This is a genomic window from Streptomyces sp. SS8 (assembly GCF_054072955.1).
In genome coordinates this window covers 235,989-249,662 of record NZ_JBSVCZ010000002.1, presented here as the reverse complement: position 1 = coordinate 249,662, position 13,674 = coordinate 235,989, and the positions used below count along the sequence as shown (strand labels likewise).

Here is a 13,674-nt window from a genome sequence, read left to right as displayed (position 1 = left end):
CGTACCACCTCTTCCTCTCCGCCGCCGAACAGGCGCCTTCGGCTTCCGGCAGTGGAACGGGAGACGCCCGCGCCCGGATCGCGGTTCCGGGCGTGCGAAGGAAAATCCTCTTCCAGAAGGCTGGTCTGGATCAAGCGGTTACCAGGTATGACTTCATTACAAGTCCTTCACAACCGGTGCCGCCCTGTCCGGATCCGGCCACCGGCGCCAGGGTCCACGGCCCGTCCTCCGCAGCGCCCGGACCGCCGGGGCGGGGCGTTCCGCCGCCCGCCGGAAGCCCTCGGCGGCGCGGCGCCGGGCCGCCACCCCGCCGGGAGCATGTCGGGTCCGCGGCGGGGCCGTGTCAGGTCCGCGGCGGATCGGCCGCGGACCGACGGCGATTTCCGGTCATTCCCCGGCCCGCTCGGCCGCGACCAGTTCGCCGGTCTGCGCCATGTTGAGCGCGGCGCCCTTGCGGAGGTTGTCGCCGCACACGAACAGCTCCAGCGCCCGCGGGTCGTCCGGCGAGCGCCGCACCCGCCCCACCCAGGCGGGATCGGTGCCGACCGCGTCGGCGGGGGTGGGGAACTCGCCCGTCGCGGGGTCGTCGCACACCACCACACCCGGCGCGTTCGCCAGGATCTCGTGCGCCTCGCCCACCGAGACCTCGTTCTCGAAGCGCGCGTGCACCGACGCCGAGTGGGTGGTGAGGACGGGTACGCGCACACAGGTGGCGGTGGCGCGCAGCCCCGGCAGGCCCAGGACCCTGCGGGTCTCCTCGCGGACCGCCAGCTCCTCGCTCGTCCAGCCGTCCTCGGCCGGCGAGCCGGAGAAGGGCACCACGTTGAGCGCGACCGGCGCCGCGTACGGGCCGGTGTCGCCCACCGCGCGCCGTACGTCGCCGGGGTGGACGCCCAGCTCGGTGCCGGCCACGGCCGCGAGCTGGGCGCGCAGGGTCTCCACGCCCCGCCGCCCGGACTCGGAGACGGCCTGGTAGGTGGAGACGACCAGCTCCTCCAGTCCCCACTCGGCGTGCAGGGCGCCCAGCGCCACGATCACCGTCAGGGTGGCGCAGCCGGGGTTGGCGACGATGCCGCGGGGCCTGGCCCGCACCGCGTGGGCGTTGACCTCGGGGACGACCATCGGTACGTCCGGATCAGCCCGGAAGACGCCGGAGTTGTCCACCACCACCGCGCCCCGGGCCGCCGCCACCGGTGCCCAGTGGGCCGCGACGTCGGCGGGCACGTCGAACATCGCGACGTCCACACCGTCGAAGACCTCCTCGCCCAGCGCGAGGACCTCGATCTCCTCACCGCGCACCGCCAGCTTGCGGCCGGCCGAGCGCTCCGAGGCGACCAGGCGGATCTCCCCCCAGACGTCCGCGCGCTCCGACAGCAGTCCCAGCAGCACGGTGCCGACGGCCCCGGTCGCGCCGACCACGGCCAGGGTGGGCCGGTCGGCGCGACCGATCGGGGCTCGGGGGAAACCCCCGGCGGGGGTCATCGCCCGGTGCCCCCGTAGACGACCGCCTCGTCGCTCTCGCTGTCCAGGCCGAACGCGGTGTGCACCGCGCGGACGGCCTCGTTGACGTCGTCCTTGCGGGTGACGACCGAGATGCGGATCTCGGAGGTCGAGATCAGCTCGATGTTGACCCCGGCGCCCGACAGCGCCTCGAAGAAGGTGGCGGTGACGCCCGGGTTGGTCTTCATACCCGCGCCGACCAGGGAGATCTTGGCGATCTGGTCGTCGTAGCGCAGGGAGTCGAAGCCGATGGAGGCCTTCGCCCGCTCCAGCGCCTCGATGGCCCGGCGGCCGTCGGTCTTGGGCAGGGTGAAGGAGATGTCGGTCAGACCGGTGGACGCGGCGGAGACGTTCTGCACCACCATGTCGATGTTCAGCTCGCCGTCCGCGATGGCCCGGAAGATCTTCGCGGCCTCGCCCGGCTTGTCCGGCACTCCGACGACCGTGATCTTCGCCTCGGAGGTGTCGTGTGCGACACCGGAGATGAGCGCCTGCTCCATCGGCTGGTCCCCTTGCGGCTGGTTGCTGACCCACGTGCCCCGCAGCCCGGAGAAGGAGGAGCGGACGTGGATCGGGATGTTGTAACGGCGTGCGTACTCCACGCACCGGTGCAGCAGCACCTTGGAGCCGGAGCTGGCCAGCTCCAGCATGTCCTCGAACGAGATCCAGTCGATCTTGCGGGCCTTCTTCACGACCCGCGGGTCGGCGGTGAAGACGCCGTCGACGTCGGTGTAGATCTCGCAGACCTCGGCGTCCAGCGCGGCGGCCAGCGCCACCGCGGTGGTGTCCGAGCCGCCCCGGCCCAGGGTGGTGATGTCCTTCTTGTCCTGGGACACGCCCTGGAAACCGGCGACGATGGCGATGTTGCCCTCGTCCAGCGCGGTCTTGATGCGGCCCGGCGTGACGTCGATGATGCGGGCCTTGTTGTGGACGGAGTCGGTGATGACGCCCGCCTGGCTACCGGTGAACGACTGCGCCTCGTGGCCGAGGGATTTGATCGCCATCGCCAGCAGGGCCATGGAGATCCGCTCCCCGGCGGTCAGCAGCATGTCGAACTCGCGCCCCGATGTGACCGGGGACACCTCTCCAGCGAGATCGATCAGCTCGTCCGTCGTGTCACCCATCGCCGAAACCACGACGACCACCTGGTGGCCGTTCTTCTTGGCTTCGATGATTCGCTTGGCAACGCGCTTGATGCCCTCGGCATCGGCAACGGAGGAGCCGCCGTACTTCTGCACGACAAGGCCCACGTGCGCTCCTCGTAATCTGTCTTCCGGGGCCCCCGTACAGGAGCCCAGCGGTCGGTTCAGTTTACCGAGCAGGCCTTTCCGACCCCGCCTTTACCACATCGTGAGATGTACCGCCCACAAGCAGCGCGGCGCGGCGCCACGTCGCACCGGCTCAGCGGGCACCCCTGCCCGCCCGCGGCCTCTTCACACGGGAACGTTGCGCACCTCACACCCGCCGCGCGACCGCGGTCAGGTCGATATCCACCGGAAACGGGACATCCGTCTTCAGCCGCTCGTGGTGGATGCCGGTCACGGCGTAGGTGCGGGTGGCGGGCTCCAGCTCGAAGACGTACGCGACGGGGCTCCAGCCGTCCTTCCCCGCCTCCACCCGCCAGAAGTGCGGGATGCCGGCCGCGGCGTACTTGCGCGGCTTGGTCTCGCGGTCGCGCGCCTCGGAGTCGTCCGACACCACCTCGACGGCCAGCACGACGTCCTCGGGGCGGTAGCCGGTCTGCCGCGGGCCGGTGTCGGCGTCCGCGCGTGCGACCAGAACGTCCGGTTCCGGACGGTCCCGTTTCCCGAGAGTGACGGTCATCTCGCGGACGACCTCCAGCTCGGGCGGGGCGGCCTGGAGAAGGCGGTTCTCCAGCAGGCGCATCGCGCGCATGTGGAACTTGGTCTGCGGACTCACGAAGACGAGGCTCCCGTCGATCAGCTCCGTGTGCGGGGGCAGATCGGGGATCCGGTCCAGGTCCTCGGCGGTGTACCCGCCCGCCGGCGGTCGCGGCCACGCGTACTCGGGCTCGACACTCATCACTGCTCCCATGAGCCGTATCCTCGCCGACTTCGTCAGCCTACCCAGCGGCTTCCCCGTTCCATCGCCCGTACGGGTGAACACCGGCCCGCCCGGCCGCCCTGTCCCGTCCCGCTCCCACCCCGCGCATGGCCGCCGCCGTCCGGGGGTACCCCGGACAGCCCTGCAACGACGGTACGGACGGCAACCACGGCAGACGGAGCGGGAGGCGGAAGGCCATGAACCGACTGGCACGCACGGCGCTGGTCCTCGCGGGCGCCGGGGCCGGCGCGGCGGCCCTGCGCGGGGCCGCGTCCGCACGGCGCAGGGCGCGGGAGAACGGCCGCCGCTGGCTGGTCGTGACCATCGACCGCGCACCGACCGACGTGATGCCCCACGGCGGCCCGCCACACCCGCTGGACGAGTTCGGCGACGCGCTGGAGATCACCGTGCGGCCCGCCCCCGGCGACCGCGGCACCGAGCTGGCCGCCCGGCTGCGCGAACCCGCGCCGCCCGCCTCCGCCACACCACCGGCCCGGCTCGCGGGCAAGGACCCCCGCCAGCAGGTGCGGCGCGCGCTGCGCGAGGCCAAGTCCCTGCTGGAGGCCGGCGAGGTGATGCTGCCGGACACGCCGCCGACCGGACGCGGCGACACCGCCGGGGGCAGGGCCGTCGGACTGGCGTCGAAGCGCGCGGGCGGGGAGGGAGTGCTGTGAGGGCTCTGTGCTGGGAAGGCGTCAACAAGCTGTCGGTCGAGCAGATCCCCGAGCCGGAGATCCGCAACGACCAGGACATCGTCGTGCGGCTGCTGCTGAGCACCACCTGCGGCTCGGACCTGCACATCATCGGCGGCTACATCCCCGCCATGCGGCCCGGCGACGTGATCGGGCACGAGTTCGTCGGCGAGGTGGTCGAGACCGGCTCCGGGGTGCGCCGCCACCGGGTCGGCGACCGGGTCGTGGTGTGCTCCTTCATCGGCTGCGGGCGCTGCTGGTACTGCCGCAACGACATGTGGTCGCTGTGCGACAACACCAACACCAACCCCGGCATCGGCCAGGCCCTCTTCGGCTACGAGACCGCCGGGATCTTCGGCTACTCGCACGCCATGGGCGGCATCCGCGGCAGCCACGCCGAGTACGTGCGCGTCCCCTTCGCCGACTACGGCGCCTTCCCCGTCCCCGAGGGCGTCGACGACCTCAGCGCGCTGTTCGCCTCCGACGCCGTGCCCACCGGCTGGATGGGCGCCGACCTCGGCGGGGTGAGGCCCGGCGACGTGGTGGCGGTGTGGGGCTGCGGCGCGGTCGGCCAGATGGCGGCGCGCGCCTCCGTCATCAAGGGCGCCGAACGCGTCATCTGCATCGACCGCTACCCCGAGCGGCTGGCGATGGCCGAGACGTACACCGGCGCCGAGACCATCGACTACACCTCCACCGACGTCGCCGCCGAACTGCGGACGCGCACCGGCGGCCGGGGCCCGGACGTGTGCATCGAGGCCGTCGGCATGGAGGCCCACAGCACCGGTCCCGGCCACCTGTACGACCAGGCCAAGCACCAGCTCCGCCTCCAGACCGACCGCCCCACCGCCGTGCGCCAGGCGATCCACGCCTGCCGCAAGGGCGGCACCGTCTTCGTGCTGGGCGTCTTCGCCGGAGCGGTCGACAAGTTCCCGCTCGGCATGGTCGTCAACAAGGGGCTGACGCTGCGCGGCGCGCAGATGCACGGCCAGCGGTACATCCCGATGCTGCTGGAGCGCATCGCCGCCGGCGAGATCAGCACCGCCCACCTGGCCACCCACACCATGTCCCTGGACCGGGCGGCCAAGGGCTACGACATGTTCAAGCACAAGAAGGACGGCTGCGTACGCGCGGTCTTCCACCCGTAGCCCGCCGGGCGCTCCGGCGACCGCGTCAGGCGTAGTCCTTGAGCTTCTCCGTCCGCAGCGTGATCCCGACCGGGTCGGGGATCTCCACCACGGCCCCGTACGGCCGTGTCGTCCGGCTCCGGTACGTGCCGCCCTCCGGCTCGGAGTGCACGGTGACGCTGTGGTCGTCGCGGTCGACGAGGAGGTGGACGGGGATGCCCGCCGCCGCGTAGGCGTCTCGCTTCTCCACCCGGTCACGCCGACCCGTGTCCTGGTCGTACGACGTGACCTCGACGGTCATCAACACACCGTCGGGCTCGGCCCACTCACCCTGGCCCGCGAAATGGTCCTCGGGTACGAGGGCGCCGTCGGGGCGGGCACGGCCGCCCCGGTACTTCTCAACCTTGATTCCCTGTTCCGGGTACAAGGCCAACTCGGGACGCTGCCGCATGCACTGTTTGAGAAGCCACATGACGATCGCCCCGTGATCTCCATCCGGCACCGGCTTGACCTCTAGCTTTCCGTTGATGAACTCCAGCCGCACGGTCTCCGGCGCCGTGCGGGCGATCTGCTCGAACTCCTCGGCGAGCATCTGCGGCCGGTCAGCGGTCCTGGGGGTCATGGCGTCGCCTCCTCGACTCCATGGTGCCCCGGCGACGGCCATCTCGACCTGAGCAGTCATGTACAACTCCGTTCAGATGTGCGAGCGGCGGCGCGCAGGCGGTCGACGTACGCTCTGACCTCGGCGGGCGGGGGACCGGCCGGGCCGGCCGGTGGCAGGCCTCGGCAGTCGCGGCACAGGCCGCCGGGAAGGGCCTCGGGGCGGCCCGGGACGCCGCACACCGTGCACTCCGCCATCCGCAGCACGCCCGGACCCGGCGATCCGGAGGCGGGGCCGGGCGCGGGCGCCGAATCGGCTGCGGGCTCGGGCGGGAGCTTGTCCGTCAGACGCCTGCGGGCGAGGGCGGCCGGGTGGTGGACCTCCCTCGGCAGCCCGGCGAGCAGCGCGCCGGTGAGCTGCCGCTCGTCGGCCCCGCGCTCCAACCACTGCCCGGCCAGCTCCTCCAGGGCCGCGCAGTCGGCGGCCGAGAGCGTCATGCGCGGCTCGGCGCGGCCGAGCCCGGCCAGCACGCCGTACGCCCGCGAACGCGACGGCCGTACGGGCTCGGGCGCGGGTGCGGTTCCGGCGGCGGGTACGGGTACAGGTTCGGATGCGGGCTCGTCCTGCGGGTGCTCACCCGCCAGGAACGCCGCCCACCAGGCGTCGCCGCGCGCCGTCCGCGAGAAGTACGTGCGCGTCACCCAGCGCGGGCTGCCGCCGCCGGTGATGTGCTCGCGCCCGCGCCGCAGGTGCCCGGCCTCCGACAGCCGCCGCAGCACCGTGCCCAGCGCGCACTGGCCGTAGTCCGGCAGCACCCTGGCCAGGGTCTTCACGGAGACGTCGGCGCCGTCGGGCAGCCGGTCGAGGTAGGCGGCGACGGACGCCTCGCGCCGGGGCAGGTGTGCGAAGTCGGCCGCCGTACGCGGTCGTTGGCCGGGCGCGGTGCGCTTTCCGTAGCCCGGTGACGCCATGGGGTGCTTGTGCGCGGGCACGCCGGCGCTAAGGTCTTGTGCAGCCACAGGATCGTCCTTACCGATCTGGGTGGTCAGACCCCCGACCGGTGTTGGCGCACCGCCGGGGGTCGAGTTCTTTGATCGGCACGCTACACCGGCACAACCGATCGTCGCGACCCGGTCACCTCAGGTCATCCCCGCAGGCACGGTTGTTGTACGCGCGCTGTACGCGCGCCGCAGGGAGGGTGGGCGGGTTGTACCAACCCGCCCATTCCTCACAAGCAGCGCTCGAATCCCGGAACTTGAGACCCGGGCCCCGCAACGGCCCCGAACACCCCTGGTGAAATCCCCGCTCCCCAACGGACTTCCCGCGCACGCACCCGTGTCCGGGTCTCGGGTCACGAGCGCCGGGCGCGTCCCAGCAGCAGTTCCCGCTCGCGCTCGTTCTGCGTCAGGGACGCGGCGCGTTCGAACTCCGCGCGCGCCTCCTCCCCGCGCCCCAGGCGCTCCAGCAGATCGCCCCGGACGCTGGGCAGCAGGTGGTACCCGCGCAGTGCGGGCTCGCCGGTGAGGGCGTCCACCAGCCTCAGCCCGGCCTCGGGCCCCTCGGCCATGGAGACGGCCACCGCCCGGTTCAGCTCCACCACCGGCGAGGGCGTCAGCGCCGCCAGCCGCCCGTACAGCGCGGCGATCACCGCCCAGTCGGTGTCCTCGTACCGCACCGCCCGCGCGTGGCAGGCGGCGATCGCGGCCTGGAGGCAGTAGGGGCCGTACGGGCCCTCCCCCGCGCGCCGCAGGGCCTCCAGGCCGCGCAGGATCAGCATGCGGTTCCACTTGGCGCGGTTCTGGTCGGCGAGCAGCACCGGCTCGCCGCCGGGGCCGGTGCGCGCCGGGACGCGGGACGCCTGGAGCTCCAGCAGCGCCGCCAGCCCGTGCACCTCGGGCTCACCCGGCATCAGCCCCTCCAGGACACGCGCCAGGCGCAGCGCGTCCTCGCACAGCGCCGGGCGGCACAGGTCGTCGCCGGCCGTCGCCGAGTAACCCTCGTTGAAGATCAGGTAGACGACCTCCAGGACGGACGACAGCCGCCCGGCCCGGTCCTCGCCGTACGGCACCTCGAAGGGCACCCCGGCCGCCGCCAGCTTCCGCTTGGCCCGCACGATCCGCTGGGCGACGGTCGCCTCCGAGGTCAGGAACGCGCGGGCGACCTCCTGCGTCGTCAGCCCGCCCAGCAGCCGCAGGGTGAGGGCGGTGCGGGCCTCCGTGGAGAGGACGGGATGGCAGGCGGTGAAGACCAGCCGCAGCAGGTCGTCGTCGATGTCGTCCGGATCGGCGGGCTCGGGCGGCGGGGTGTCCTCCAGTGTCCGCCCGACCTCGGCCAGCTTGCGCGCGTACGTCTCCCCGCGGCGCACGAGGTCGATCGCGCGCCGCTTGGCGACGGCCGTGAGCCAGGCGCCCGGCCGCTCCGGTACGCCTGTCTCCGGCCACTGCTCCAACGCCGCCACCAGGGCGTCCTGTGCGATCTCCTCCGCCAGTCCGACGTCCCGCACGACGCGGGCCACGGCGGCGATGATCCGCGCGGACTCGATCCTGAACACCGTCTCGACCGTCTCGGCCGTCGTACCGCCGGTGCTGCCAGTGCCGGCCGCGCTGCCCGCACCGGTCGTGTCGATCTCGTCCGTTCCCGTCACGGCCACCCATCAGAGCAGCCGCGCGGCCTCAGGGGCAAGGAAGTTCGGACGGGTCGGACGGACCCTCCTGGATCTCGCGGACCTCGGCGGTGACGTTCCAGTGCTCCGGGTGGACCTCCAGGAACCGCCTGGCCCACTCCAGGGCCTCGGCCCTGTCCTTGACCTGGAGGAGCGCGTAGCCGCCGACGACCTCCTTGGTCTCGGTGAAGGGGCCGTCGGTCTGGCTGATCCTCCCGCCCGACCAGTGGAGCCGGGTGGCCTGGGAGGTCGGGGCGAGCCCGGCCGTGTCCAGCATGACCCCGGCCTTGGTGATCTCCTCGAACAGCGCGCCCATGCGCTTCTCGAAGTCGGGGTCGGGTGCCTGGGTGGCGATGCTCTGCTCATCGACCTGGATCAGCGAAATGAAGCGCGGCATGGTGGCTCCTCTGCTCGGTTCGGGTGGCGGAGGCGGGCTCTCTTCCCGCCTCTCACCCATGCGTCGATCGGAAGACGACCGGATCGACAGCTCCCCGGATTTTTCCCAGGAATTTTTTCCGGCCCGCTCCCGTCCCGGCCCGGTCCCGACCCGGTCCCGACCCGGTCCCGGCGAGGCTCCGGCTCAGAGCCGGCCGCCCCGGACGGCCGCCACGAACGGCCCCCAGCCCTCGGCGGAGAACACCACCACCGGGCCGGACGGCCGCTTGGAGTCGCGCACGGGTATCAGGCCGGGGAGGTCGTCGGCGACCTCAACACAGTTGTTGTCCGATCTTCGGCCGCCCTGGACGGCCCGGTCCGCTGCCACCGACGGCCATGGCGTCACTCCCCCAACAAGGTTCACCGCATCGGTCTAACTCTGGCGAGCGTAGCTTTCGGCCGCCACTGTGGGTATCCATTCGGAAACTCTCGGCATGCACAGGAGGCCAGGCGTGGTCGTGACAGGACGGCAGCCCGATCGTGAACGGCTCGGCGTCGCGGAGGAGGCGGTGGAGGAGCTGCGGAAGGCGCTGCTCGGTGCGGGTGTCACGCTCCCCTCGCTGCGCGTGGACCTCGTCTCGTACGCGGGCGAGACGGCCGATCCGCCGCTGGTGGAGCTGGGCCGCTGCACCCCCGCCACGGCGCGGCGGCTGGCCGCCGCGCTCGTGCGGTCGGTCACGGAGGGTGAGGAGAGGTGAACCCCGTCGTCGGCTCGTACGTCGTGGACAACCGCAGCGACCGGGTGGGGCAGGTGATGGGGACGGTGGGCGGGCTGGTGCAGCTGCGGCCGCCCGGCGGAGGGCTGGAGTGGGACTGCCCGGCCGACGCGCTGCGGCCGGCCGGGACGTGCGAAGAGCTGCGCGCCCGGGTGACCGAGATCAACCGCGACCGCACCAGGAGGCTGCCGTGAGCGCGCGCAGTGTGATCCGTTTCGCGAGCTGGACGCTGGAGCCCGACCGCGAGCCCGACGCCGAGCCCGTCACGTACGCGATGGAGTGCGCGGTGTGCGGGCGGCGGTCGGGGGCGGGCGTCGACTACCAGGACGCTCAGCGCTGGGCGCTCGTCCACGCGGGCCGCAACCCCTCCCACCACACCTACCGCGAGATCGTCCACCGCCCCTGGCGGGCCTGGATGCGCTGACGCCCGCCCTGCCTGTGGAAAGGCGGAAAGGCGGTGCGACGGCGTGTCAGCACACGGCGCACCGCCGGCGCGGTGCGCCCCTGCGGCACTCCCGTACAACCCTCAGACCCCTTCGTTGGTCTCCCAATGGCCGCACGTCCGGCAATCCCTGCGTCAAATGCCTTTCAGAGCAGGGAATCCGGGCGGAAAGCCCCCCTATCGATCGGGCCGCACCACGCCCCCGCAGGCAGCAGGAGTGTTCCCGTATGCAGCAGCACGCCCGTCTCGCCCTGGCGACGGCCACCGCGCTCTCGCTGGCGACCGGTCTGCTCGCCCTCGCCCCGGCACCGGCGGCGGCGGACGCCCCGCAGGAGACGGTGGTCCCGGCCACGCAGCGCTCCGCGGACCTGTCCGTGTCGCTGTTCCCGGCGAGCAGCCCGTCGGACCTGGACGGCGCCGGCGCTCTGGGCGCCTTCCACCGCCTGGAAGGCCACTCCGGCCTGGTGTGGACCCGCTATTCCGACGGCAGGACCTTACCCGTGTCCGCACCGGAGGGGGACACCGCCGACGCTCGGGCGACCGGCGGCGACACCCTCGCCTACCGGCTGGGCGACCAGATCGTCCTGTGGGACGCGGCCGGGCAGAGCACCCGCACCGTGCGGATACCCGAGGGGCACTCCTACTACCGGACCCTCGGAAGCACGGTCGTCACCCGCCACACGGTCACGGCCGAGGACGGCACGGACGTCCGCGTGATGCACCTGCTGACGGCAGAACCCGACGGCACCACGCGGAACGTGGCCATCACCGGCCTGCCCGCGGGTTCCCTCGTCGGCAACCCGCTGGCGGCCGACGAGCGAACGCTGGTGTTCAGCGCGCAGATCGACGGGCAGCGGCGGATGGTCCTCGCCGACCGCGTGACCGGCCGGGTCGAGGACTGGACCGCACCGCTGCCCGGCGGCTACCACTACGCGGCCCTCACCGAGGACCGCCTCGTGATGTACAGCACCTCCGTTCCGGCCGTCCTGTCGGTCGCCCGCACCGCCCCGGCCGCCGCCCCGGCCGAGACCCTGATCGAGGGTGGGGACGTCCAGCCGTCGCTCGACCTGGCCGCGGCGGGCGACTGGCTGGTCTACACACAGAGCGCGGGGCCGAACCTCGTGGTGGTCAAGGCCGCGCCCATGGCGGGAGGCGAGCCGGTCACGCTCCTGGAGCAGGCACGCCCCCGGGTCTCCGCAGGCCCCGGCGGGACCGCCGTCGTCGTCGCCCGGGACACCACGGGCGAGTGGGCCCTGCAGCGCCTGGCCGCGGACGGCGGCGGCCGGCCCTCCGCCACCGTGTTCAAACCGCTGCCCCGCCCGCCCCTGGACGTCCAGGGGCTGACGCTGTCCCACGGCCGCCTGGTCGTCGCCGACAGCGCCGCGGGCCACAACCGGCGGCAGAGCTGGGCGCGTACGCTGCCCACGACCGGCGCCCCCGAGGCGGGAGAGCGCACCCGGTTCCTCGGCGACGGCTCGTTCATCCCCGTCTGCCCCACACAGGAGATCGGCTGCGAGCGGATCCTGAGCCCCGCGGACGGACGGATCGCCTGGCTGCTCCGGGCCGACGAGGACACCGACACCCTCCGCACCAACAGCGGCTGGCCGTCCGTCCACAACGACTACTCCGAACAGCGCGTCCCCTCCGGCGGGCGGATCACGGACGTGTCCGGCCACTACCTCGTCCACACCGCGCCCGGACGGCAGACCGTGCTCAGGATCGGACACCACGGGCCCCCCGCACTCACCCGCGATCCGGGCCCGGCGGCGGTGTGGGGCGATGTGCTGTGGACCCCGGGCGCTGAGCCGGGCACCGTCACCGGCTACGACCTGGCCGCGAGGAGGACGGCCGCGACCGTGGACACCGGGGCCCACTGCGCTCCGGAGGAGCTACAGGCCGTGGGCCGGTGGCTGTACGTCGACTGCTCCGGCACCGCGCCGTCGGTGGTCCACGACCGCGCGGCGGGGACGACGGTGGTCGTGCCGGCCGGTGAGGCGCTGCTGGGCGACGGCTACGTCGTCACCCACGACCGCGCGTCCGGCGACCTGACGCTGACCACCGTGACCGGCACAGCGGCCACCGGCCGGGTCATCGGCCACCTGCCCGACACCGGGCGCTCGCAGCGCCATGTGCGCTGGACGGTGGACGAGTTCGGCGGCCACGCCGCCTGGGTGGACGACCGGGAGCGCGTCCACCTGGTGCCCTCCGGCGCGCCCACCGGCGCGCTGACCGCCGTCGGCGCGCCGAGGAAGTCCCCCGAGGTGTGGGCGGCCACCGCCGAGGCCGCTCCCACCCCGCTGACCACGGTGCTGCTGTCCAAGCCGGCCGCCGGCTGGACGCTGACCGTGCGGGACGCGGTGACCGGCCGGACGGTGGGCACGTCCACCGGCAGCGCGATCCGCGGCCGGCTGGAGGTGGGCTGGCGCGGCCTCCACCCGGGCGGCTCCCAGGACGTGTTCCTGCCCGACGGCCGGTACGACTGGACGCTGGCGGTCACCCCGGCCGACGGCCACGGCCCCGCCCTGACCTACGGCGGCACGACCGTGCTGCGCGGCGCCGGCAAGATACGCCACGACCACGCCGGGCCCAAGCAGCCGGACGGGGTGGGCGATCTGGTGACCGTCAGCTCGGGCGGCTGGCTGACCTTCCAGCACGGCGACGGATCGGGCGGCTTCTCCGGCAAGAACGGCGCCTACGGCTGGTCCAACCGGATCACCCCGGTCTCCTTCGGCGACCTCGACGGCGACCGCTGCAACGACCTGCTGGTGCGGATGCCGGACGGGGAACTGCGCGGCTACCGGCCCGAGTGCGGGGAGGCGGTCGCCCCCGACACCCCCTACACCGCCCTGGGCACCGGCTGGGGTGCCTACGACATGCTGACCTCGCCCGGCGACCTGACCGGCGACGGGCGCGCCGACCTGCTGGCGCGCCGGACCTCCACCGGTGACATCCACCTGTTCGCCGCCAAGGCCGACGGGACGCTGGCGGCGGGCAGGAAGATCCGCTCGGGGTGGACGTACACGAAGATCGTCGGCGTCGGCGACCTGAACGGCGACGGCCACGGCGATCTGCTGGCCCACCGCAAGGACGGCGCCCTCTTCCGCTACGACGGCACCGGCACCGGCCTGCTGAAGAGCCGCGTCCAGCTCTCCGCGAAGTGGGGGCTGTCCTACGACACTGTGGTCGGCGTCGGCGACATCACCGGCGACGGCCACGCCGACATCGTCGTGCGGAACACCGACGGCGTGCTCTACCGCAACCACGGCAAGGGCGACGGCACCTTCCGCGGACGCCAGCAGATCGGCACCGGCTGGGGCGGTTACAAGGGCCTGTTCTGACCGCTGCCGGCCCCGGGGCCCCTGCCGCGCGGAACCACCACGGCCGCCGCCGCGGTGGCCACCGGAGGACACCCCGGGACCGGTTTCTGTACGAGGC

The 13,674-nt window shown here is 73.1% G+C and carries 14 protein-coding genes; 6 read left to right on the top strand and 8 right to left on the bottom strand.

Annotated features, from left to right (window positions below; all coding sequences use genetic code 11):
* Positions 1-387: 387 nt before the first annotated feature.
* The 3 genes from ACW69E_RS03020 to ACW69E_RS03010 form a co-directional block, all read right to left on the bottom strand.
* A complete protein-coding gene (locus tag ACW69E_RS03020; protein ID WP_457496590.1) occupies positions 388-1,482 on the bottom strand; it encodes an aspartate-semialdehyde dehydrogenase in 1,095 nt (364 codons plus the stop codon).
* Positions 1,479-2,750, bottom strand: a complete 1,272-nt coding sequence (locus ACW69E_RS03015; RefSeq protein ID WP_457496589.1) for an aspartate kinase — start codon at positions 2,748-2,750, stop codon at positions 1,479-1,481. Before ACW69E_RS03015 ends, ACW69E_RS03020 begins: the two co-directional genes overlap by 4 nt.
* A 205-nt stretch (positions 2,751-2,955) precedes the next feature.
* A complete protein-coding gene (locus ACW69E_RS03010) occupies positions 2,956-3,555 on the bottom strand; it encodes a Uma2 family endonuclease (protein WP_457496588.1) in 600 nt (199 codons plus the stop codon).
* Positions 3,556-3,761: 206 nt separating this feature from the next.
* Between ACW69E_RS03010 and ACW69E_RS03005 the strand changes: the two genes are divergently transcribed.
* On the top strand, positions 3,762-4,238 hold the full coding sequence (locus ACW69E_RS03005; RefSeq protein WP_457496587.1) for a hypothetical protein: 477 nt from the start codon (positions 3,762-3,764) through the stop codon (positions 4,236-4,238).
* Positions 4,235-5,404, top strand: coding sequence for a zinc-dependent alcohol dehydrogenase (locus ACW69E_RS03000; protein WP_457496586.1), 1,170 nt, complete (start codon positions 4,235-4,237; stop codon positions 5,402-5,404). Before ACW69E_RS03005 ends, ACW69E_RS03000 begins: the two co-directional genes overlap by 4 nt.
* A 25-nt stretch (positions 5,405-5,429) precedes the next feature.
* Here ACW69E_RS03000 and ACW69E_RS02995 read toward each other — a convergent pair whose 3' ends face one another.
* The 5 genes from ACW69E_RS02995 to ACW69E_RS02975 all read right to left on the bottom strand — a co-directional run bounded on the left by ACW69E_RS02995 (position 5,430) and on the right by ACW69E_RS02975 (position 9,409).
* Positions 5,430-6,005, bottom strand: a complete 576-nt coding sequence (locus tag ACW69E_RS02995; RefSeq protein WP_457496736.1) for a Uma2 family endonuclease — start codon at positions 6,003-6,005, stop codon at positions 5,430-5,432.
* Positions 6,006-6,061: 56 nt separating this feature from the next.
* A complete protein-coding gene (locus ACW69E_RS02990; protein ID WP_457496585.1) occupies positions 6,062-6,955 on the bottom strand; it encodes a hypothetical protein in 894 nt (297 codons plus the stop codon).
* A gap of 380 nt (positions 6,956-7,335) precedes the next feature.
* Complete coding sequence (locus tag ACW69E_RS02985; protein WP_457496735.1) at positions 7,336-8,535, bottom strand: RNA polymerase sigma factor; 1,200 nt, start codon at positions 8,533-8,535, stop codon at positions 7,336-7,338.
* Positions 8,536-8,656: 121 nt separating this feature from the next.
* Positions 8,657-9,043: a YciI family protein gene (locus ACW69E_RS02980; RefSeq protein ID WP_457496584.1), complete on the bottom strand. Its 387-nt coding sequence runs from the start codon at positions 9,041-9,043 to the stop codon at positions 8,657-8,659.
* Between the two features lie 183 nt (positions 9,044-9,226).
* Entirely contained in the window at positions 9,227-9,409 is a 183-nt protein-coding gene (locus tag ACW69E_RS02975) for a DUF397 domain-containing protein (RefSeq protein WP_457496583.1), read from the bottom strand.
* A 124-nt stretch (positions 9,410-9,533) separates the two neighbouring features.
* Here ACW69E_RS02975 and ACW69E_RS02970 point away from each other — a divergent pair, with 124 nt between their 5' ends.
* From ACW69E_RS02970 to ACW69E_RS02955, 4 genes are all read left to right on the top strand, one after another.
* Positions 9,534-9,779, top strand: a complete 246-nt coding sequence (locus ACW69E_RS02970; RefSeq protein ID WP_457496582.1) for a hypothetical protein — start codon at positions 9,534-9,536, stop codon at positions 9,777-9,779.
* Positions 9,776-9,991, top strand: coding sequence for a hypothetical protein (locus ACW69E_RS02965; protein ID WP_457496746.1), 216 nt, complete (start codon positions 9,776-9,778; stop codon positions 9,989-9,991). The genes ACW69E_RS02970 and ACW69E_RS02965 overlap by 4 nt, the downstream gene beginning before the upstream one ends.
* Positions 9,988-10,221 carry a DUF7848 domain-containing protein gene (locus ACW69E_RS02960; RefSeq protein WP_457496581.1) on the top strand — a complete coding sequence of 78 codons (234 nt, stop codon included), beginning with the start codon at positions 9,988-9,990 and terminating at the stop codon, positions 10,219-10,221. Before ACW69E_RS02965 ends, ACW69E_RS02960 begins: the two co-directional genes overlap by 4 nt.
* Before the next feature lie 245 nt (positions 10,222-10,466).
* Entirely contained in the window at positions 10,467-13,577 is a 3,111-nt protein-coding gene (locus ACW69E_RS02955) for an FG-GAP repeat domain-containing protein (protein ID WP_457496580.1), read from the top strand.
* Positions 13,578-13,674: the final 97 nt, after the last annotated feature.